Source organism: Myxococcota bacterium (genome assembly GCA_039030075.1).
GTDB lineage: Bacteria > Myxococcota_A > UBA9160 > UBA9160 > SMWR01 > JAHEJV01.
Genome location: JBCCEW010000001.1, coordinates 134,401 through 155,335, shown reverse-complemented (window position 1 = coordinate 155,335; position 20,935 = coordinate 134,401). Strand labels below are relative to the sequence as shown.

Below are 20,935 nucleotides of genomic sequence, written 5' to 3'. Positions count from 1 at the left end.
ACCTCCTTCGCACGGATCGGAAGATCAAGCCGGCTCCTTCGCCCGACCGGCGCCGATCCCCCATTCGCTGGCGTAGGACATCAGCGCCGACCCCACCACGACGTTCGAGACGAAGGCGCCCAGGATCGTCGCGGCCACGAGCCCGCCGAAGAGTCGCACGTTCGACATATAGGCACCCGCGAAGACCGCGAAGCCCGCCGCCAGTACGAGTGAGGTGACCAGCAAGGCCCGACCCGTGCCTTCGAGGGTTTCGTCGATTGCTTGCAGAGAATCACCCGACGCGACGTAGGACCGTCGGAAGTTGTGCATGTAGTGGATGGTGTCGTCGATCGCGAGCCCGAGGATGATCGCACCTGCCATCAGGCTCATCCCGTCGATGGGGGTCTCGCTCCAGCCCATGTAGCCGAGCAACACCATGATCGGGGCCAGGTTGGGCACGATGCTCAGCAAGCCGAGTCGGAGGCTCCCGAGCAGCAACATCATCATCGGCGCGATGATCGAGATGGCGAGGAGGTAGGAGCGCTGCATCGACGACATCAGCGAATCGAAGGTCCGCGAGAGCATCGAGAGCAGCCCGGTCATCGTCACCTCGGCCTCTGGGCCGACGCGCGACTCGACCTCCGCTCGAAGGTCTCGAATCACGGCGGGGTAGTGCAGCGTGTCCTCCCACGGCACCCGCAGCGACATCCGCGCCTGGCTGAAGCGCGTATCGACCATCTCTTCGAGATCGTCGGTGCCCGACCCCTCGAAGAGCAGCAGCTCCTGGGCGATCAGCCCGGCTTCGCGGGGTACCTCGTAGTAGGCGGGATCGTTCGCGTGGAGCGCCTGATGGGTCTCGCGCAGCACGTCGAGGATCGAGATGGACTGGGCGATCTTGAGCGGGCCACTTCGGTACTCGTCGGCATAGGCCTCGAATCCCTCGAGGCGTTCGAGGACGTCGGGTCGCTTGATCGCCTCGCTCTCCGGGTACGACACGACCACCTCGAGAGTGTTCACCCCACCGAGACGGTCGTTCATCAGCAGCGTGCCTTTTCGGGTGGCGTCCGACGCAGGCAGCCAGTCCATCGGGTCGTGGCTCATGAAGAGGTACTGCGCGCCGACCAGGGAGAACGCGAGGAGCGCCCCGGTTCCCACCAGGACCGACGCCCGGTGCTGGGCCGACCAGCGTCCGGTGGCGCGCAGCGCCCGATCGAGCCAGAGACTCGGCGCGTTCGGATTCGTCGTGGGGCGCGGCGACCCCATCGGCAAGATCGCCATCATCGCCGGGAGCAGCACCGCCGTGTACACGAAGGCGAGCATGACGCCAATCGGCGCGAACACGCCGACGTGCTGCGCCGGAGCCAGGTCCGCGGTGATGAACGACGCCAGCCCCCCCGCGGTCGTGAGACTCGTCAACAGGATGGCGAGGGCCGAGTGTCGGAACGAGAACCCGATCGCTTCGCGTTTCTCGTCGCCTCGGGCGCGAGCGAGGTAGTAGATGCTCAGGATGTGGACCGTGTCGCAGATGCCGACCCCGAGCAGAAACGAAGGCAGGATCTGGGTGCCCTGCCCGACGTCGGTCCCGCTCCAGGAGATCAGCCCGAAGGTCGTGACGAGGGTCGCCCCGACGATCACCAGCGGCAGGGCCACCGCCGCGGGCCGCCGGAAGAGCAGCGCCAGGAACAGCGCGATGGCGGAGATCGACGCGAGGATGAAGAAGCGCATGTCGTCGATCATGCGACGGTTCAGGGTCTCGGTCAGGACCGGTGCGCCGGCGAGGGAGATCCGGAAATCCGGAGCATCGAACTCGGCGGCCAGCACATCGGCCACCTCCATCGCCGCCGCCGTCTCTTCCGGCGGCAGGTAGAAGGATCCCCCGGCGCTGCGCTCGGTCTCCGAGGCGCGGCTGTCAGGGGCATCATCGAAACCCGCGAGCACGTCGACCTCTCCGGGGTCGACGTAGGCGGCGAGGCGGACCGAGAGGGTGGTGAGACGGCCATCCGCCGAAATCAGGGTGTTCTGGTAGAGCGGGTTCGCCATCACCCGCGACCGCAGTTCGTCGAGGTCCGCCTCCGATGTCGGCCAATCCTCGAGCAGGTCGCCCACGACGAGCGTGTCGCCCTCGCCGCGTGTGTCCCGAGCGTTGATCAGGCTCTGGACTTCATCCGCCGATTCGATGCGCTCCTCCGCCGCGTCGTGGAGCGCGCGCAAGCGCTCGAGGAAGGCGTGGGTCCAGATCGCATCGCTCTCGATCGCGAACGTGATCCGGGTCTCGCTGCCGAACTGCTCGCGGAAAGCGTCGTACTGCAGGCGAATCGGATCGTCGGGCCGGAGGTAGTTGTCGGTGGAGTTGTTGACGCGCAGGTCCGCCAGCAACGTGGCGAAGCCCAGCGCACATCCCAACCCGAAGGCGAGGAACCACCAGCGGCGGCGGCATACGAAGAGGGCCCAGTCTTCGAAGGCCGCCTCGATGCGGCCGCGCAGGTCGGTGGGCGACGGGGACGTGCCCGGTGCGAGGGCCATGTCGGGAATCTCTCGTTCTACGGGCGCAGCCTGCCAGGCCGCGAGGCCGCGCGAGGCGTGGGCATGCTAGCGCGGCCCGGCCGAGGGGCACTGGAAGGCGTGCCGCGTCAGTCGACGATCGCGTCGACCAGGCCCCACGACAGCGCGGTGGCCGCATCGAGGGCCACACCGCTCAGTGCCAGCCAGGCGGTGCGCTGCCGCCCGATGCGTCGGGGCAGGCTGACGGTCCCGCCGGCGCCGGGGACCAACCCCATCGACAGCTCGGGCAGGCGAAACGTCGCGTCCCGCCGTGCCACGACTCGTCCGGCGAACGCGGGGAGCTCGACGCCCGCACCCACGCAGGCCCCATGAACCGTGACCTCGAGCCGCCCATGCAGCTGGTGCAAGAGCCGCCCGGGGTGACGTGTCGCACGGATGGCATGCGCCGTGGCGGGATCCGGGGTCGTCCCGAACTCGGCGAGGTCGCCCCCGCTGCAGAAGGCACGGCCCTCACCGCGCAGACAGACCGACCCGAGGGTCTCGTCCATCACGGCGAGCTGCAGTGCTTCACAGAGCTCGTCGCGCATGCCGCGCGAGAATGCGTTGCGACGCTCGGGCCGGGCCAGCCAGATCTCCAGCCGACCCCGGTCCCGCTCGACGCGCACCGAGGCTCCGGGCCCGGGCAACGACCGCTCGGGCCGCGCGGCGAGCCAGCGACGGAACTCGTCGCCGGATTGCAGGGTCGAGTAGACCCACGACTCCGCCCATAGTCCCGCGTGCACCGCGAGCGCACCCGACGTGCGCAAGAGCTGAACGAGGGACTGGGCCGCGAGCGGGCTCGCTTCGATCGCCGTCGCGAGGATCGCGAGGGCGGCGTGATCGGCGACGACGACATCCAGGGCGTCGGCGACCCTTCGCGTGGCGCCGAATTCCTCGCCCGCCCCCACTCCGATGGTGGGGCACGGCAGCGAGGCCAGGGCCCCCACCACCGCGGTCACCTCGGCGTCCGGCGCCTCTGCGGGGAAACGGAGGAGGTCCACGGCCAGGAACGCCGCGCCCTTGAGCGGCGAGTAGGATTCGGTGCAGCCGGGGGTCGCGAGCTCGTCGCGCAGCGCGGTCCAATCGAGGAGCGCGGTCACGCGACGCGTCCCCCAGCGGGGCTAGGAGCCCTTCGCTGCGAAGTCGCTCCGCACGACACGGCGCAACAACTTCCCCGTCTCGTTGTAGGGGAGCTCGCCCACGAAGGAGATGTGCTGGGGAACCCGGGAGGACCGCAGCTGGTCCTTCACGTACGCCCGCAGCGCGTCGGCCTCGACCTCGCAGCCCGACTTGCACACGATCGCCGCGGCGACCGCCTCGCCCCACTGCTCGTCGGGGATCCCGACCACGGCGCAGTCCGCGACCGACTCGTGGTCGAGCAGCACCTCTTCGATCTCGCCCGGCGACATGTTCTCGCCACCCCGGACGATGATGTCGTCGATGCGCCCCTCGAGGAAGAGGTAGCCCTCGTCGTCGATCCAACCGCCGTCGCGGGTCGGGAAGAAGCCGTCGTTCTCGACGCGGGTGCCCTTTCCCAGGTACTCGCCCGATACCTGTTCGCCGCGCACGTAGATCTCGCCGCGCACACCGGCGGCGACGGCCTTGCCGTCCTCGTCGCGGATCTCGATCTCGACGCTGGGCAGCGCGCGCCCGACCGAACCGAGGCGACGTCGGCCTTCGTCAGTGTCGGCGACCGAAGCCACCCGGTGATCGTCGGGGCCGAGCACGGTGAGCGTCGAGCTGGTCTCGGTGAGTCCGTAGGCGTTCGTGAAATCCGTGGAAACCGGAAACAGCTTCATGGCCCGCTCGATCACGGGCAGTGGCATCTTGCCTCCGCCGTAGGAGAGCGCGACCAACGAAGGCAGCTCGGTCTTCTTCGTCTCGAGAGCGTCGACGATCCGCGTGAGCATCGTCGGGACGACGAACGCATGGGTGACCGACTCGCGCAGCGCGAGATCGATCCAGGCGTCGGCATCGAAGTTCGGCAGCTGCACGATCTTGCGACCCGAGTAGATCGAGCTCGCGATCGCCGCCATCCCAGCAATGTGATACGGCGGCACGCTCACCAGCCCGGCCGAACCCTCCGGCGCACTCCCGAACTCGACCGACGTCAGGATGTAGGACACGAGGTGTTTGTGCCGCAGCACGGCCGCCTTCGGCGGGCCGGTGGTCCCACTCGTAAAGAGCAGGATCGCGATCTCCTCGGGATCCATGCCCCAGCTGGCGTCGAGCGCGGTCCCCGCTCGCGAGCGCGAGAGGAAGTCGTCGCGGGTCGATGCCTTCACCCCCTCGCGCGCGTCGAGCTCCGCCGCGCGGGTGGGGTCGGTGATCAGGTGGCACGGCGTGATCTGTTCGATCAGGCGATCGAGTTCTTCGCCGGTGAGTCGATAGTTGAGCGGCACGAAGGGCACGCCCGCCCAGGCGCTCGCAAACAGTCCGACGGGCAGGGCCAGGCTGCTGACATCGAGGACGGCTGCGCGGGTCGCGCCCGATTCGCGAATCTCGGCGGCCGCGGCGCCCGCCGCGGCGAAGAGTTCGCCGTAGGTGAGCCGGTCGACCCCGTCGGTGACCGCGACGCGGTCGGGAAACCCCGAAGCCGCCATCTCGAGCAGCATCATCAGGTTCATAGCGGCTCCTGTCGCTCGGCGATCAGTCGGACGCGGGAAGCGGCTTCGCTTCCTTCAGCACGAGCGGTGCGTCGCCCAGGGCCAGGGTTCCCTCGCCCGGCTTGGTGCAGAGCAACTCGATCGTGCCGCCCTCGTCGACGTAGCGCTTGCCGATCTGGCTGCCCGCCTTCAAGTCCGGGTTGGGTGCTGCGCCGGCGGGCTTGTCGGCGCCAATGTCGAGCATCGGCTCGCCGCCGCAGCGCACGTCGACGTCGCCGTCGGGCGCCTGGATCACCATCAACTCGGTCGCGCACACCGCGCTCTGAATCCGACTTCCCGCCTTCAATTGTGCCATCGAACACCCACCCTCAATGAACGTCTGCCGGGGCATCGGCCCCCGGAGCCGCGCCATCCTACCGCAAGCCCGTGGGCCTGGGGATTCCGGCCGTCGTCGGTCCGGGTAGACTGACCTCTCGTTGATCGCCATGTCGCATCGCCCCGCAGCCCCGCCGGTTCCGACTCCGATCCCGGCTCCGCTTCCGATCCCGGCACAGGGAATCGCCGGTCGCTACGCGCGCCGGCTGCTGGAAGATCTGGGTGTCTCCACACGTGCGGCGCCCGCCCCCCCGCCGCCTGCGCCGGCGCTGGCCTGGGCGCGGTGCGGAGCGATGGCCCTCACCGGCTTGCCCGGGCAGACCCCACGCGTCCCCGATGGCGCGTTGGCCGCCTGCGCCGACGGGGTGGGCCTGGCGTGGACCGCCCTCGGGCTGCGGCCCCCCGGGCGGGGGAACGACGGCGCGGAAGGTGCCTCGGTCCTGCTCGGCGAGCGCGCCGCGCTGCTCGGCCTGGGACGCGCAGGCAGCGAGGCACCGGGGAGAAGCTGCCGTCTGTTGCGTGCTGCCGACGGTTGGGTGGCCCTGAACCTGGCGCGGACGGACGACCGCGACGCCCTCCCCGCTTGGCTCGAGACCCCGGGTGGCACGAGCGACGCCTGGGCGTTCGCCCGCCGCGGCGTCGCGACGCAGTCTCGCGCCACGCTCGCCGAACGCGCGGGCTGGCTCGGTCTCCCCTTTGCCGTTGCGTCCGACCCCACCGTCCCCGAGGTCTGGTGCCGTCGCGAACCATTCGGTCCGAGGGGCGCGCCGCCCCGACGGCCGCCGCTGGTGCTCGACTTCACCGCGCTGTGGGCCGGGCCGCTCGTCGGCAGCGGGCTCGCCGATGTCGGGGCACGGGTGGTGAAGATCGAGAGTGTCGGACGTCCCGACGGTGCGCGAGGGGGCGACCGCCGCTTCTTCGATCTCCTGAACGCCGGCAAGGCCTCGGTGGCGGTGGATACGACCGACCCGGGCGACCAGGCGTTGCTCGGCGCCCTGTTCGACGCCGCCGACGTCGTGCTCGAAAGCACCCGCCCGCGCGCGCTCGCCCAATGGGGTCTCGACTCAGAGCATTTCCTCACGGCGCGCCCGGGGCGGGTCTGGCTCTCGCTGACCGGCTACGGGCGAAGCGATCCGAGCCCGGGACGCGTCGCGTTCGGGGACGACGCGGGTGTCGCTGCCGGGTGTAGCGACGCGGTGGCGGGATCGGGAGACCCGGTCTTCTGCGGGGACGCCATCGCCGACCCCCTGGCCGGTCTGCACGCGACCCTGGCGGTCTGGGCGGCGTGGCGGACAGGGGGCGGCGAGCGACTTGACGTCTCCCTGGCGGGCGTCGCGCGGCACGCGCTGCGCTTCGCGCCCACGGGTCCCTACCACCTGGGGGGCTCGGGCGAGGCGCTGCGTGTGCACGCGGGCGAAGACGAGACGCCGGTCGCCGCTCCACGCGCACGCGCTCCGCGCGGACGCGCGCGTCCACTCGGTGCGGACACGACGACCTGGCGACGCGAACTGCGCACGTGTTGATCCGCAACGCCGAGATCGGCGGCGTCGCCCACCAGGACGTCCGGATCGCCAACGGACGCATCGTGACCGTCGGGGCGGCGCTCCCCAGCAACCCGAACGAACCCGTGCACGACGCGGCGGGCGGCGCCCTACTGCCCGGCCTGCACGATCACCACCTGCATCTGTTCGCACTGGCGGCCCAGGCCGTATCCGTCGCCTGCGGACCGCCCGACGTGACGACGGAAGCCGCCCTCGTCGAAACGCTCCGGAACGCGCCCCCGAGTGATGACAGCTGGCTGCGCGGCGTCGGCTACCACGAGTCGGTGGCGGGTCCACTCGACCGCGCGCGCCTCGACGCGTGGCTCCCCGATCGTCCGGCGCGGATCCAGCACCGCAGCGGCTCGCTGTGGATCCTCAACAGCGCCGCCCTCGACCGCGTGTGCGCCGGCACGGCGCCGCCGACCGGCGCCGAGCGCGATGCGCGGGGCCATCTCGACGGCCGTCTGTTTCGCCTCGATGCGTGGCTGCAGGAACGCCTGGCGGCATCGCCTCCGACGCTCGAGGCGGTCGGCCGCCGACTCGCACGCTGTGGCGTTACCGGCGTCACCGACGCGTCGGCCACCAACGACGCGGCGCGCTCCGCCGAGCTCGCCCGACGTCAGGACACGGGCGAGTTCCCCCAGCGACTGCGCATCATGGGCGACGATTCAGTCGAGGGTTTCGGCAGCGAACGCTGTGCGCCCGGCGAGCGCAAGATCCTGCTCGACGAAGCGCGCCTGCCGCCCTTCGAGGCATTCGTGGCCACGGCGCGCAGGGCGCACGAACGCGACCGCGCCGTGGCCGTTCACTGCGTGACGCGCACCGAGCTCGTCTTCTGCATCGCGGGCTTGCAGGAGGCCGGAAGCCATCCGGGCGATCGCATCGAACACGCCGCCGTGGCGCCGCCCGAGGTCGTGGACGCGGTGGCCGCAGCCGGACTTCGGGTGGTGACCCAACCCCACTTCCTCGCCGAACGCGGCGAGCAGTACCGCGTCGACGTGCCGGCCAAGGACCAGCCCTGGCTCTACCGTGCGGCCGGGTGGCACGCAGCGGGCGTGCCCCTCGCCGCCGGGAGCGACGCACCCTTCGGAGGCCCCGATCCCTGGCGCTCGATGCGCGCGGCGGTCGAGCGGCGGAGTGCCTCGGGCTCCGTGTTCGATGCATCCGAAGCGCTCTCGCCCGAAGCCGCACTCGCCCTCTTCATGACGCCCCTCGATGCTCCCGGTGGCGAAGCGCGGCGCATCGAAGTGGACGCCCCCGCCGACCTCTGCCTGCTCGACCGCCCGTGGCGCGCGGCGCGCGAACGCCTCTCGACAGACGACGTCGCCGCGACCTGGTGCGCGGGCCGACGTGTGCATCCGGCCCCCTGAACGCTTCGGGTCGCGTGACCCGGCCCACATCGCGACGCTTCGGGCAGGACGATACCCTTCGTCCATGCACATCCGACCGCGTCGCAACCGCGCTCGCCCGGCCCTGCGCCGCATGCTGCGCGAAACGCAACTCCGCCCGGACGACCTCGTCCTGCCGCTCTTCGTGCAGGAGGGCGAGAACCACGCGACGCCGATCGATTCGATGCCCGGACATGCCCGCCTGTCGATCGACCTCCTCGTACAGAAAGCGCGCGAAGCCGCGAGCCTGGGCGTCCCCGGCGTCGCGCTCTTCCCGGCCCTGCCCGATGACGAGAAGGATCCCCGCGGCAGCGCCAGCACGAAACCCGATGGGCTGCTCCAGCGAGCGGTCCGCGCGCTGAAGAACGCCCAACCCGAGCTGCTCGTGATCACGGACGTCGCCCTCGATCCCTATTCCTCGGATGGCCACGACGGCGTGGTGATCGGCGACCGCATCGACAACGATGAGACCCTGCCGATTCTCGCCGCGATGGCCGTCGCCCAGGCCGACGCCGGGGCCGACATCGTCGCCCCGTCGGACATGATGGACGGCCGGGTTGGCGCGATCCGCAACGCCCTCGACGAAGCCGGCCATTCCGAGGTCGCCATCGGCAGCTACTGCACGAAGTACGCGTCGGCCTTCTACGGTCCCTTCCGCGAGGCGCTCGACTCGACGCCCCGCGCCGGCGACAAGAAGACCTACCAGATGGATCCGGCCAACGCGCGCGAGGCCCTTCGGGAGATCGCCCTCGACGAAGCCGAGGGTGCCGATTGGCTGATGGTGAAGCCGGGGCTCGTGTATGCCGACATCATTCGGCTGGTGAGCGACAACACCGCGCTGCCCGTCGCGGCGTACCACGTGAGCGGCGAGTACGCGATGCTCCGTGCCGCCGCCGAGCGCGGCTGGCTCGACTACGACGCCTGCCTGCTCGAGAGCCTGCTCTCGCTCAAGCGCGCCGGTGCCGACGTGATCTTCACCTACGGCGCCCTCGACGCGGCCCGCCTGCTCGCCGACTGAGCGCCCGATCCCCCCTGCGGATCAGCTGCTGACCGGGGGTTCGTAGTTCGGGTTGCGCACGTGACGGATGTCGTCGAGCCGACGCTCGCACGCGAGTCGCCACGGATCGCCGTCCGGCGGGAACACGTAGAAGCGATCCTCTTCGATCGCCTCGAAGGTGCGCGCCGCGATCGCCTCGGGGGCGAGCCCTCCCACCGTGCTCGCGCGGAGCGCGTCCTCGACGAGGTCTCGCTCGGCGTGCGTGGGGCCGTCACGCTTCTGGTGCTCGGGGCGGTTGCGCTCCGAGTCGCCGATTCGCGTCGCGACCACCTCGGGGCACAAGACCGACACCCCGATCGCGGACTGCTTCGCGCGCAGCTCCAGGTACAGCGTCTCTGCCAGCGCGACGGCCGCATGCTTGCTCAACGTGTAGGGCGCCACGAAGGGCGACGTCGTCACGCCGGCCATCGAAGCCGTGATCACCTGATGGGCCGGTTCTCCGTGAGACAGCAGGCGTGGCGTGAATGCCCGGATCCCGTGGATCACGCCCCAGACGTTGACGTCGAGGACCCAGGCGTAGTCCGTCAGCGGCGCTTCCCAGGACAGCCCCGCCGCGAATACGCCGGCGTTGTGGCACACCACGTGCGCCGCCCCGAACGCGTCCTCGGTGGCTTCCGCGAGTGCGAGCAGATCATCGGCCTGGGTCACGTCCGTGACCACGGCCCGCACCTCGCCGCCGTGCTCGCGCAGCTGCGCTGCCGTGGCCTCGAGGGCGTCGCGTTGCACGTCCGCCAGCACCACATTCATGCCCGCTTCGGCGAAGCGCACGCCGAGGGCGCGTCCGATCCCACTCGCCGCACCGGTCACGACCGCTACCCGTCCCTGGAAGTCTCGCATCGCGCGAGTCTATCAGGATCGGGTGCGGTCGTGACTCAGGGAGAATCAGGTGTTGAAGCGCGGCAGGTTCGCGAACCCGATCACCGAGTCGAGCACGGCCGTGTCCGAGCCCAGGATGTGGTTCGGCAGCACGTCGCTCAGGCGGCCCGTCTCGTTGTGGAGCGCGAGGTAGTTGAGCACGACCGCCTCGGTCAGCGCGGTCACGTTGTCGCCCACGATCGAGGACGCCGTCTCCACCGAGGCGGAGTCGCGGTAGTACCCGATCTGGTTGCCGTTGCCCGCGAGCGCCGGACGACCATCGGGATCGTAGACGAGCAGCACCGCGCACGCGGTCGACGAGTTGTCGCCCCGCCAGACGAGCTTCCCGTCTCCGTCCTCCGTGTTGTCGACGGCGCCGTCGCTGAACACCGATCCGTCGCTCATCAGATAGATCACGACCGGCTTGTTCAGAAGCGCGGCGTACTCGAGGGCGGCGCCGATCTGCTGGCCGGCGATCTCGTCCTTCCGCTCACCGAGCTCGCGCGTGCCGTTGTGGTAGTCGTAGCCACCGAACTCCATCGTGCCGACGCCCGCATAGTCGTCGAGTACGAGCTTCATAATGGTTCCGGTCTTCCGGAACTCGCTCTGGCCGAACTCACCCGGCGCGATCACCGAGGTGAGCATGGGATCCTGGAGCGGATCGAGCGCGTTCGGATCGCCGAAGTCGGTCACCAGCTCGGTGGTCTCCTGGAAGCTGCAGTTGATCAACCCCTTCACGAGGTCGGTCTCGGGCAGCTTCGCCACCTTGTCGCCGGAGATCGCCTCCGCGGCGGCCATCACGGCCGACGCGTCCGCCGGGTCGTCCAACAGGGTCAGGAGCTTGCCCGTGTCGACGAGCCCGGTGGCCTCACTCGGCCGATCGACCTTCGTAGGACGGACCGTGGGATCGAACATCGACATCGGGATCGTCGACCGCCCGCCCGAATCACTCGCGCGGGTCCCGACCGAGCCGAGCAGCGCACCTGCCGCCCCGGCCGCGTTGATGCCGTAGATCGGGTTGAGCGGGTTGTTGCCCGTGTCGTTGTCCGAGCGCGCCGCGAAGACGACCCCGTTCGTGTTGGCGATCGTCGTATCGCTCGCACGCATCCGGATGCCGCGCAGCAAGGCGCTCTGGGTGTGGAACGCCAGCCCCATCGAGGTGTCGATGAAGGCCGGGTCCGCCGGCGTGCGATCGGCCGGCAGGCCCATCTTCCGGTAGCCATCGGGCGACATCGGATCGAGCTGCGTGTTCGTACCCACCAGGACGTTCGAGCCCGCGATGCTCGCCCCGCCTCCGAGGTCGAAGATCAGGAAGGGGAGCTTTCCGCCCGCCCCGCCGAGACCGCAGCTCACCATCGCCTGGGCCTTCGCCTCCTCGGACTTGAACAGGCCGAGCAGACTCGGGGCGGCGATCCACGCCGAGCCGGTGATGAAGCCCTGGGCCAGGAACTCACGCCGGGTCCGCGGGCGCGGGTGGTCCGGGTACCGGTAGGGGGCCATGACCCCTTCGCTGTAGCGTCGATTCTTGGACATGGGAGGTCCTCTCTTTGAATCGTGTCGGAGTTGGGTTTCCGGGTCGGGCTTAGTGGAGGGTGACAGCCGCGCTGCTGAGAACGGCGGCGCAGGTGCCCTTCACGACCGTGAGCGTTCGATTCGGATCGGTGCAGCCGGCCGGCGTGGAACACACCGCCGTCAGCTGGTTCACCAGCGCCAACAGGTGGGCGTCCACCTCGGCTTCCGTCGGCTGCATCACCAGATTCGATCCGACCATGCGGGCATAGAGCGGATCGAAGATCTGCTGCCGTTCCCCATCGGTGTCGAAGGCGAGGTCGGCCGTCTGCCCGAAGTTGAAGCCCGGGAAGTAGGTGGACCGGTCCGGACCCTCGACCAGCGCGTCGCAGTACTCGAGGGCGAGCTTCGCCGTTGCGACCTGGTGGGACGACACGAAGGAGCGCACGTCGTAGTCCGGCGGCAGCTGCTCCGCGATCTCGTCATAGGTCGCCGCGGCCACGTCCGTGCTCTGACCGGTGATCCGAGCGAAGGCCTCGTTCACCCGCACGAAGTCGCGCAGACCGTTCACCGGACGCGGGTCCGGATCCAGGATGACCGGCGCCGGGTCGACCGGGTCCTCGACCACCACGTTCTGGAAGCCGCCGAGATGCTCGAAGACCAGGGTGAACGTGTCGTCGGAACCGCTGCCACCCTTCGGCACCACCGTGCACTGGCGCGAGAGCTCTTGCCGCGTGCCCGAGGACGTGGTGTCGATCGTCTGGAAGCCCTGACCGCTGGTGGCGATGTCGCCGTTCACCGCGATCTGGATGTTCGAGATGCGGCTGCCGTTCGGAGCCGGGGTCCGCATCGTGGGCTGACAGAAGAGGTAGCTGTACTGGTCGAAGTCGGTGACCACGAACTCGACCGAGGCTCCCGCGCCCATCCACTGGGCCACGTCGAAGCGCATCAGGATGCGCTCGCCGACTCCCGCCTCGAAGTTCTGACGAATCTGGGCGTCGGTGAGAGCCTGGTTGTAGACGGCGACCAGCCGCAGCTGACCCATCCAGCGTCGATTGTTCGAGCGCTCGTTGGCAAGCACGAACGTGTAGCTCGGGTCCCAGTTCCAGAGCCGACTGGCCGGAAGCGGATCCGTGTCGTCGGTGAACACGCCGTCGACGTAGATCCGGCGACCGCGGAACTGGTCGTAGGTGACCACCACGTGCTGCAGACGATCCTGAGCATCGCGGTCCGCATCCTCGGTCTGGAGGGCGGGGAGACCGTTCGTGCCTTCGTCCTGTGCGCCCGGATCGATGTTCCGGTTGCGCACGTTGTAGTTGTACTCGACCTGCCCGAGCGTGAAGTTCCGCTCGTTCGTGTTCCGCGAGTAGGACACGATGCGGGCCGGGCCGGTCTGGTCGATGTTGGCCGGGGTGACCCAGGCCTCGACCGTGTACTGCTGCGTCCCGTTCGTCGGGTCGGCGATGCGATCGTAGAGCTTGCGGCTGGCCGCGTCGCTCGCGCGCAGAGAGCCGTTCTCGACGATGATGCCCCAGTTGCTCAGGAATTCGGCGTCGCCGCGCAGATCGAGGTCCATGGCCGGCGCCACGCCACTCGTATCGAAGGCGGTATCGCCCGTGCCTTCCTTGAACTCGTAGAGCGCGATCAGGTTGCCGAAGTAGCGCTCGCTGCCCGTATCGACGATGCCGTCGCTGAAGGCCTGGCTACCGCTCGAGAGCGCACCGTCCACGCTGACACCGCCGGAGCCGAAGTCGACCGCGTCGGCCCATGCCTGGATGGCGGCGGCCATCTCGGCGCCGGCAGTGGCGCAGCTCGGCGGCCAGCAGTGGTGGTTGAAGGAGACCAGCTTCACGACCATCCGCGAAGCCGAGGGGTTCCCGAGGTTCACCTTGCCCTGCGACGTGATCTGCTGATACGCCGTGGAGACACTGGGTGCCGCGAAGTGAGGCGAACCGGGGCCGCTGCCCGCATGACAGGTCGTGCAGTAGGTCGTGACGAGGGGGTAGACCGTCGCCTCGAAGGCCTCGACACCACCGGCCTGGGCCGAGAGGTTCAAGAAACCCGAGGAGCCACCGCCCGAACTGCCGCCCGACCCGCCACCGAACTCACCGCAGCCAAAGGCCAGGGCGGCGGTGAACACCAGGGCGCACAGACGTGCGCTTCGCTTCCATTCGATTCGCGTACGAGAGTGCATGGAACGCTCCACTCGCTTCTCGCACGACGGCCCGCCTCCAGCGCCGTGACGATGTTCCAGAAAGTTCGTTCGGAGGATGTGCCGGTTCATGGCTATTCCCCCTCCGTGCAGTGCACCGCCACGTCCGCGAAGACGCCGAGCATGTCGTAGCCCTGCTCGAACGTGTCGGCGATCGACTCGATGGCCGTCGCGTCGGCTTCGACCTGGGCGGGTCGGAAGCAGACGTGCTCGAAGACCTTCTGCACCTGGCAAACCGCGAAGGCGCGGCTGTGAGCCACCTCGGCGCCCAGCGTCTTCATGCCCAGACCGCTGCCGAGTTCGCTGTCGCTCCAGCCCAGGGCGGCGTTGCCGCCCGAGCGCCAGAGGTTCTGCCAGCTGTTGTCGACGGTGATGTGACCGCCCGGGAAGACGCCCGTGTTGATCGCGTACTTCCCCTGGACCTGGCCGCGCGTGTGCATCATGCGGCCTTCGAGGCCCTCGTCCGGGGCCCATTCGAAGTAGGCATAGGCCCCGGCGAGAGCGTCCTGGCCCGCGTGACAGCCCACGCACTGGGTATGGAAGATCGCGCTGTCACCGCCCGGGCTGCGGCTCACGTCCTGGCGGACGCGGTCGGCGGCGCGGTTGGTGTCCTTCATTTCCTCGAGGTCGCGGCACAGGTAGTTCAGCGAAGTGAAGCGCCACATCCGGCGGTTCGTACCCGCGCTGAAGAAGGCTTCGGCCGCCGCGCGGGTCGTCGTGACGCCCGCCGTGTCCTCGGGGTTCATCTCGGGGTGGAAGAACGACTGGGTCCGCTCCACCAACACCGTGTCGTTCGAGAGATCGAGGCCCATCATCTCGATCTCGCGATAGTGCTGGTTGCTGTCGATCGCGTAGTCGGTCGGCACCATGCCGGGCGCCGCGATGTAGACGCGATCCGCGGTCAGCACCTGATCGAAGGGGTGGCCATCACGGATACTGCCGATCACGGTCGCCACGTAGTCGTTCATGTCGACGAAGACGGTGCGTTCCACGTTGGTCCACGGCTTCACGAAGTTGGCGAGCGCCACGTTGTAGAAGTCGGGGCTCTCCATGGCTTCGAGCGCCGCAGCGCGCAGCTGGGCCTGCGTCGGAGTGGAGCCCGGAGGGCCCATCTCGTTCAGCATGAGAGTCAGCTGCGCTTCTGTGGGCGGAACGCCGACCAAGCGATCGAACATACGCTTGGCGCGGTCTCTCCGGTCTGCGTGAGCAGATGCGGCGAGAAGGAGAACGAGAAGCGCGACGACGAGAGCACCGAAGTCGCGACGACGCGCATGCGGTCGAAGGAGATGCGGGGTCATGGGAATCCTCTGATCACCCAACGGCCCCTCTCCTTGGCCGTTGTCGATTCGTTACGGTGGATTCCCCTCGCAGCCTTGTGATCCGCATCACCAAAGCCCGACTCGTTTCGAGAAATCGAAGCGGCGGGTCGGCACGTTGCGCGCAAGTGAACGCAAGGTCCACATCGGCAACCGGCATGTGCAGTTCACCGGCAACCGCCGAACCGCCGTGAGGTCGACGCGCGCGCGGAGATCCGAACGCATCCCGGGGGAGATCCGAACACAAGCATTCAACCCGACGTCGACACGGACCGATGACGCGACCGGAGACACCTATGCGAAGCACTCCCCCCCGACTTCTCTTCGCCTGGCTCTCGAGCCTCGTCCTGTGTCTGTGGTTCGGCCTGGCCCATGCGGACACGCATCGAACCGCCGAGGCCCATGGAGCCCCCGAAGGAGGCGAAGACCGCTTGACCGCGCGCCTCTGGGCAACCCCGAGCGAGGGCGCCTGGCGGATCGGCTTGGAACTCGTCCCCTCGCCCGGCTGGCACGTGTATTGGCGCAACGCCGGCGATACCGGTCTGCCGCCGAAGGTCGCGTGGGGCCTGGAAGGAAGCGACGCGGCGCCCGAAATGGGGCCGCTCGCGTGGCCCGCCCCGGAAGCCTTCTATGACCGTGAGATCGACCTGCTCTCCTACGGGTACGCGCGCCCCGTCTTGTTGGTGAGCGAAGCGCGCTTCCCCGACGACGCGACGGCCGTCGTCGCCGACGTCGAAGCACTGGTCTGTGCCCATGTCTGCCTCCCCGCCCGTTTCGCGTTGCGCGCACCGCTGTCGCCGGCGCCCGCCGAGGTGGTCGCGCGCTTCGACGCCGAGTCCGCGCGTGTGCCGCTTCCGTCCGAAGCGGTCGGCGTCTCGGTGCGCCTCGTCGAACCCGTGGCCACGAACGCCGAGGGCCAGCTGCGGGCGCGCTTGCGGGTGGAACCGTGCGGTAGCGCCGAGGACTGCGATTGGCGCGCCGCCGATGGGAGCTTCCCGTTCTTCCCCTACGCCAGCGAGGCAGCCGATTGGCGCGCGAGCGCAGCCACGCCGGTCGCGGATGGCCGCGCCGGAGCGTTCGAGATCGCACTCGTCGGGGAGCCGCTCGACGAAAGCGCCCTCGCCCCCCACCCGGCCGGTGTCCTGTCCCTGGTCGATGCGAGCGGCACCCCCCGCAGCGTCGAGATCGACCTGCGCGAAGTGCCGGTCGCGACGGCCACCGCACTGCCGGCCGCGAGTGATCCCACCCCAGGAGGGCTCGGCGAGTGGCTGCGTGCGCTGCTGCTCGGCTGGGTCGGAGGCCTGATCCTCAATCTCATGCCCTGCGTGTTGCCGGTGCTCGCGATCAAGCTCGCCGGGCTGGCGCAGCTCGCCCAGGGCTCGCACCACGAGCATCGACGCCACGCCGCGGCCTACATGGCGGGCATCGGCCTCTCGATGCTGGCGCTCGCCCTGGTGGTGCTCGCGCTGCGCTCCGCCGGCCATGCGGTCGGCTGGGGCTTCCAGCTCCAGGAGCCCGGCTTCCTGGTCGCCGTCTCGTGCCTGCTGGTCGCCTTTGCGCTGAACCTGTTCGGTGGCTTCGAAATTCTCGTCGACACGTCGAGGCTCAGCGCCATCGGCAGCAACGCCCCGGGCGCCGGTCGGAGCTTCTTCGACGGACTGCTCGCCGTGGCGCTCGCGACACCCTGCTCCGCCCCCTTCCTCGGTACGGCGGTCGGGTTCGCCTTCGCGAGCTCGGCGCCGGTGATCATCACGATCTTCCTCTCCATCGGGTTGGGGCTCGCGACGCCCTTCTTGTTGGCCGCCGCCTTCCCGGGTTGGGCCCGGCGGATGCCGCGCTCGGGCCCGTGGATGAGCGACCTGCGCGGGTTCCTCGCCTTCGCCCTGCTGCTCACGGTGGTATGGCTCCTGTGGATCCTGGGCCGGGCGAGTGGACCCGAGGCGGTGATCGCCACGCTGATGTTGCTGGTGGCCGTGGCCTTCGTCGGATTCCTGCTGGGCCTGCTGCAACGACGCGGCGTGTCGGTCTCGGCCGCCGTCTTCGCCGTGGCGATGATCGCGGTGACCACGGCCGGGATCGGCGCCATCGATCTCACCCCGCAGAGCCGCGCGGAGCCCGAAGCGCCAGCGATCGAGAGCGCCCTGCCCTATTCGGCAGACGCCGTCTCGGCGAGCCTCGCCGAGGGTCGCCCGGTCTTCGTCTACTTCACCGCCGACTGGTGCGTGACCTGCAAAGTGAACGAGAAGGGCGTGCTCGCGGACCCGTCGCTCGCCGAAACCCTGTCGCAGCTCGACTACGTGGTCTACCGCGCGGACTGGACGCGCCGTGACGACCGCATCCGCGGCGCACTCGCCGCGTTGGGCAAGGCCGGCGTTCCGGTCTACGCGCTCTACGCCCCCGGGGCCGCAGCGCCGCGCTTGCTCCCCGAGCTGCTCACCCGAGACGGACTGCGCACGGCCCTTCGCGAAGTCGCCGGCGCCGCGCCCCGGTCGTGATCTGCATCACCGAGTGAACTTGCCGGTGCATCGATGCACCGGACAACAACGAGGACCCTCATCGTGTCGAACCTCCCCCGCCGCACGTCTCGTTCCGCCCTTGCCGCTCTCGCGCTCGCGGTGCTCCTGAGCGCTTCCGCCACTCAGGCCGTCGAGGCCGGCGAGACGGCCCCGTCGTTCCAGCTGCCCGGCCTCACCGGCGGCACCGTGTCGCTCGAGGAGCATCGCGGGAAGGTCGTCTACCTCGATTTCTGGGCGTCCTGGTGCGGCCCCTGCGCCCAAGCGCTGCCGGCCCTCGACGCGCTCCGCCAGGAGTTCCCCGAAGAGGACTTCCAGGTCGTCGCCATCAACGTGGATGGGACGAGCGCGGCCGCGAAGAAGTTCTTGAAGCGCCGACCGGTCGGCTACCCGAGCGGCCTGGATCCCAAGGGGGAGACCCCGGCCCAGTTCGGGGTGGAAACCATGCCCACCTCGTTCTTGATCGATCGCAACGGAACCGTCCACCACGTCCACAAGGGCTTCCGCAAGCAGGACGTCGAGAGCCTGCGCAAGCGCATTCAGGCCCTCGTCGCGGCAGGACGATAGGAATGGCGATGCGTGCGTCCGTCCTGCTGCTGGCTGTGGTGCTCCTGGGTGCCGTGGGTTGTGAGTCCGTGCGTCCCTGGGAACGGGACGTCCTGGCCCGTACCGACATGGCATGGGATCCCGACCCGCTCGAGTCGGCACTCGAGAAGCACATCGAATTCAGCAAGGAAGGCTCGCTCGACGGCGGCGCCGCCGGCGGCGGCGGCTGCGGCTGCAACTAGCTGCCGAGCGTACGCGAGGGATCCATGAGCCGACGCAGAGCGCAGAACAAGGCCGCCGCACGGCGGGCGCGACAGCGCCGCCGACAGGCGAAGCGCCTCGAGCGCCAGACCCAACCGCGGACCTTCCTGCACGCGATCACCTCGGGCGCCCTCGCGCTGCCCGGGCTCGCCGATCGCGCGTCGGCCGAGTCGGCTCCCCTCGAGATGCGCGCCGACTACAAGTACTCGCAGTACAGCGAAGACAGCCTCGACAGTGGCAAGGCCGCACCGGGCAGCGAGCGCGACCGCTACGAGATCGACATCCACCAGTTCCGCTTCGAGGCGCCCGTCGGCGACCGCTGGGGAGTCGGACTCGAACTCGCCCACGAGACGATGACGGGCGCCACGCCGTGGTACGTCACCCCGGGTGCGACCCCCGCGGACGATCCGGTCCAGGTGATGACCGGCGCCACCATCGACGAAGCGCGCACCGACGCCATGCTCACGGGCACCCGCTACCTCGACCGCGGGACGCTCTCGGGCTCGACCGGTGTCTCGATCGAGAACGACTACCTCGCTGTCAATCTCGGCGTGAACGGCGAGCGCCAGTTCAACGAGAAGAACACCACGGTCTCGGCGGGCATTGGCGGCTCCTTCGACCAGATCGAACCCGTCGATACGGATCTCTTCCCGACACGCCCGGACAAAGAGAACAAGCAGACCTACAACCTCTCCCTCGGCGCCTCCCAGGTGCTCGGGCGCGCCACCACGATCCAGTCTTCACTGAAATACCAGCTCTCCGACGGCTTCCTCTCGGACCCGTACAAGCTCGCGTTCGTGGCGAACATTCCCGAGACCGACGAGCGACCCGATCAGCGGCACCAGTTCTCGTGGCTCACGCGTTTCCGCCACCACTTCACGCGCATGGGCGGCACGCTGCACCTCGACTACAAGCTCGGCGTCGACGACTGGGGCATCAACGCGCACGAGTTCGAGCTGGCCTGGTACCAGACGCTCTTCGAGCGCATCCGACTGATCCCCTCGCTCCGCTACTACTCCCAGAGCCAGGCGGACTTCTACGCACCCTTCTACGTCGGTCCCCGCAGCGACGGCTATCGCTCGAGCGACTACCGCCTCTCGCCGTACGGCGCGTTCGCCTACCGCTTGAAGGCCGCGGCGCGCTTCCAGACCTGGCAGCTCCTGTGGGACGCCAACGTGTCCTTCGAGCGCTACGAGAGCGCCTCGGATCTCGCGATCCAGAGCGTGGAAGTCGAGAACCCGGGCCTCGTCTCCTACAACCTGTTCTCGGTCGGTCTGACCGCACGGTTCTAGAGCGGGTGTCGGCGCGACTCCAGGCCTTTCGCTTCAAAGCGATGGGCTGCCCGTGCGCCCTGCAGCTCTACGCCGAGTCTCCGCGCCGCGCGCGCCACTGGGCCGCGGCCGCCCGGGGCGAGATTGCGCGACTCGAGCGCAAGTACTCCCGCTACCGTGGCGACAGCATCGTCGGGCGCATCAACGCCGGCGCTGGTGACGCGCCGGTTCGGGTCGATCCCGAGACGACCTCGCTGCTCGACTACGCCGAGACCTGCTTCCGACAGAGCGAAGGACGCTTCGACATCACCTCGGGCATCTTGCGGCGCGCCTGGGATTTCCGATCGGAGCGCCTTCCCCACCAGGACGCGATCGACGCCCTACTGCCCCATGTCGGCTGGCAGCGGGTGGAGTGGTGCGCGCCCGAGATTCGCCTGCCCGACACCGGGATGCAGATCGACCTCGGTGGCTTCGTGAAGGAATACGCCGCCGACCGGGTGGCACAGCTCCTGCGCGAAGCCGGCTGCCAGAGCGGCATCGTCGACCTCGGCGGCGACCTCGCCGTGATCGGCCCCCACCCCGGTGGCGCCCCCTGGCGGGTGGGGGTGCGGGACGCAAACGCACCCGATCGACCGGCCGGGCTGGTTCCCGTGACGAGTGGCGGTGTCGCGACGAGCGGCGACTACGAACGCTGCATGGTGGTCGACGGTGTTCGCTACGGGCACGTGCTCGACCCCCGCACCGGCTGGCCCATCGAGAGCCTGGCGAGCGTCACGGTCTTCGCGTCGCGCTGCCTGATCGCGGGCACGGCCTCGACGATCGCCCTGCTCCAGGGTGAGAGCGCCGCGCGCTGGCTCGACGATCTCGGACTGCCCCACACCCGCCAAGCCCACGGCGGCCCGGTGGAAGCGCACCTCGGCGACACCAGCGCCGACGCCGCCTAGCGCACGCGCCTACCGCAACCC

At 69.4% G+C, this 20,935-nt stretch carries 16 protein-coding genes; 8 read left to right on the top strand and 8 right to left on the bottom strand.

From position 1 onward, the window contains the following. Positions 1 to 24 precede the first annotated feature (24 nt). The 4 genes from AAF430_00625 to AAF430_00610 form a co-directional block, all read right to left on the bottom strand. Complete coding sequence (locus AAF430_00625; GenBank protein ID MEM7408721.1) at positions 25 to 2,502, bottom strand: MMPL family transporter; 2,478 nt, start codon at positions 2,500 to 2,502, stop codon at positions 25 to 27. A gap of 107 nt (positions 2,503 to 2,609) precedes the next feature. Next, the gene (locus tag AAF430_00620) at positions 2,610 to 3,620 is read right to left on the bottom strand and encodes an enoyl-CoA hydratase/isomerase family protein (protein MEM7408720.1); all 1,011 of its coding nucleotides are present in this window, start codon (positions 3,618 to 3,620) and stop codon (positions 2,610 to 2,612) included. 21 nt (positions 3,621 to 3,641) lie between these two features. Beyond that, complete coding sequence (locus AAF430_00615) at positions 3,642 to 5,147, bottom strand: AMP-binding protein (protein MEM7408719.1); 1,506 nt, start codon at positions 5,145 to 5,147, stop codon at positions 3,642 to 3,644. A gap of 22 nt (positions 5,148 to 5,169) precedes the next feature. Further along, complete coding sequence (locus AAF430_00610; protein ID MEM7408718.1) at positions 5,170 to 5,481, bottom strand: hypothetical protein; 312 nt, start codon at positions 5,479 to 5,481, stop codon at positions 5,170 to 5,172. A gap of 130 nt (positions 5,482 to 5,611) precedes the next feature. Between AAF430_00610 and AAF430_00605 the strand changes: the two genes are divergently transcribed. The 3 genes from AAF430_00605 to hemB all read left to right on the top strand — a co-directional run bounded on the left by AAF430_00605 (position 5,612) and on the right by hemB (position 9,448). After that, a complete protein-coding gene (locus AAF430_00605; protein MEM7408717.1) occupies positions 5,612 to 7,024 on the top strand; it encodes a CoA transferase in 1,413 nt (470 codons plus the stop codon). Then, entirely contained in the window at positions 7,018 to 8,412 is a 1,395-nt protein-coding gene (locus AAF430_00600) for an amidohydrolase family protein (protein MEM7408716.1), read from the top strand. The genes AAF430_00605 and AAF430_00600 overlap by 7 nt, the downstream gene beginning before the upstream one ends. Positions 8,413 to 8,476: 64 nt before the next feature. After that, complete coding sequence (gene hemB / locus AAF430_00595) at positions 8,477 to 9,448, top strand: porphobilinogen synthase (protein ID MEM7408715.1); 972 nt, start codon at positions 8,477 to 8,479, stop codon at positions 9,446 to 9,448. Positions 9,449 to 9,469: 21 nt separating this feature from the next. Here the strand turns inward: hemB and AAF430_00590 are convergent, their stop codons facing one another. The 4 genes from AAF430_00590 to AAF430_00575 all read right to left on the bottom strand — a co-directional run bounded on the left by AAF430_00590 (position 9,470) and on the right by AAF430_00575 (position 15,187). Next, complete coding sequence (locus tag AAF430_00590; GenBank protein ID MEM7408714.1) at positions 9,470 to 10,324, bottom strand: SDR family NAD(P)-dependent oxidoreductase; 855 nt, start codon at positions 10,322 to 10,324, stop codon at positions 9,470 to 9,472. A gap of 45 nt (positions 10,325 to 10,369) precedes the next feature. After that, positions 10,370 to 11,875, bottom strand: a complete 1,506-nt coding sequence (locus AAF430_00585) for a hypothetical protein (protein MEM7408713.1) — start codon at positions 11,873 to 11,875, stop codon at positions 10,370 to 10,372. Positions 11,876 to 11,924: 49 nt separating this feature from the next. Continuing rightward, positions 11,925 to 14,045: a LamG domain-containing protein gene (locus AAF430_00580; protein MEM7408712.1), complete on the bottom strand. Its 2,121-nt coding sequence runs from the start codon at positions 14,043 to 14,045 to the stop codon at positions 11,925 to 11,927. 92 nt (positions 14,046 to 14,137) lie between these two features. Further along, the gene (locus AAF430_00575) at positions 14,138 to 15,187 is read right to left on the bottom strand and encodes a hypothetical protein (protein MEM7408711.1); all 1,050 of its coding nucleotides are present in this window, start codon (positions 15,185 to 15,187) and stop codon (positions 14,138 to 14,140) included. 488 nt (positions 15,188 to 15,675) lie between these two features. Here AAF430_00575 and AAF430_00570 point away from each other — a divergent pair, with 488 nt between their 5' ends. From AAF430_00570 to AAF430_00550, 5 genes are all read left to right on the top strand, one after another. After that, positions 15,676 to 17,874 carry a thioredoxin family protein gene (locus AAF430_00570; protein MEM7408710.1) on the top strand — a complete coding sequence of 733 codons (2,199 nt, stop codon included), beginning with the start codon at positions 15,676 to 15,678 and terminating at the stop codon, positions 17,872 to 17,874. A 63-nt stretch (positions 17,875 to 17,937) separates the two neighbouring features. Further along, positions 17,938 to 18,459 (top strand): TlpA disulfide reductase family protein, encoded by a 522-nt coding sequence (locus AAF430_00565; GenBank protein ID MEM7408709.1) that lies wholly within the window; start codon positions 17,938 to 17,940, stop codon positions 18,457 to 18,459. A gap of 8 nt (positions 18,460 to 18,467) precedes the next feature. Then, entirely contained in the window at positions 18,468 to 18,680 is a 213-nt protein-coding gene (locus AAF430_00560; protein MEM7408708.1) for a DUF4266 domain-containing protein, read from the top strand. Positions 18,681 to 18,704: 24 nt separating this feature from the next. After that, on the top strand, positions 18,705 to 19,991 hold the full coding sequence (locus AAF430_00555) for a DUF3570 domain-containing protein (protein MEM7408707.1): 1,287 nt from the start codon (positions 18,705 to 18,707) through the stop codon (positions 19,989 to 19,991). 5 nt (positions 19,992 to 19,996) lie between these two features. Further along, on the top strand, positions 19,997 to 20,914 hold the full coding sequence (locus AAF430_00550) for an FAD:protein FMN transferase (GenBank protein ID MEM7408706.1): 918 nt from the start codon (positions 19,997 to 19,999) through the stop codon (positions 20,912 to 20,914). The last annotated feature ends 21 nt before the right edge of the window (positions 20,915 to 20,935 follow it).

Bases quoted from the DNA above. Each gene is read 5' to 3' on its own strand.
- AAF430_00570 (MEM7408710.1), top strand. From the start codon at position 15,676: ATGCGAAGCACTCCCCCCCGACTTCTCTTCGCCTGGCTCTCGAGCCTC.
- AAF430_00585 (MEM7408713.1), bottom strand. From the start codon at position 11,875: ATGTCCAAGAATCGACGCTACAGCGAAGGGGTCATGGCCCCCTACCGG.
- AAF430_00590 (MEM7408714.1), bottom strand. From the start codon at position 10,324: ATGCGAGACTTCCAGGGACGGGTAGCGGTCGTGACCGGTGCGGCGAGT.
- AAF430_00615 (MEM7408719.1), bottom strand. From the start codon at position 5,147: ATGAACCTGATGATGCTGCTCGAGATGGCGGCTTCGGGGTTTCCCGAC.
- AAF430_00610 (MEM7408718.1), bottom strand. From the start codon at position 5,481: ATGGCACAATTGAAGGCGGGAAGTCGGATTCAGAGCGCGGTGTGCGCG.
- AAF430_00580 (MEM7408712.1), bottom strand. From the start codon at position 14,045: ATGCACTCTCGTACGCGAATCGAATGGAAGCGAAGCGCACGTCTGTGC.
- AAF430_00560 (MEM7408708.1), top strand. From the start codon at position 18,468: ATGCGTGCGTCCGTCCTGCTGCTGGCTGTGGTGCTCCTGGGTGCCGTG.
- AAF430_00555 (MEM7408707.1), top strand. From the start codon at position 18,705: ATGAGCCGACGCAGAGCGCAGAACAAGGCCGCCGCACGGCGGGCGCGA.
- hemB (MEM7408715.1), top strand. From the start codon at position 8,477: ATGCACATCCGACCGCGTCGCAACCGCGCTCGCCCGGCCCTGCGCCGC.
- AAF430_00605 (MEM7408717.1), top strand. From the start codon at position 5,612: ATGTCGCATCGCCCCGCAGCCCCGCCGGTTCCGACTCCGATCCCGGCT.
- AAF430_00575 (MEM7408711.1), bottom strand. From the start codon at position 15,187: ATGCTGAACGAGATGGGCCCTCCGGGCTCCACTCCGACGCAGGCCCAG.
- AAF430_00625 (MEM7408721.1), bottom strand. From the start codon at position 2,502: ATGGCCCTCGCACCGGGCACGTCCCCGTCGCCCACCGACCTGCGCGGC.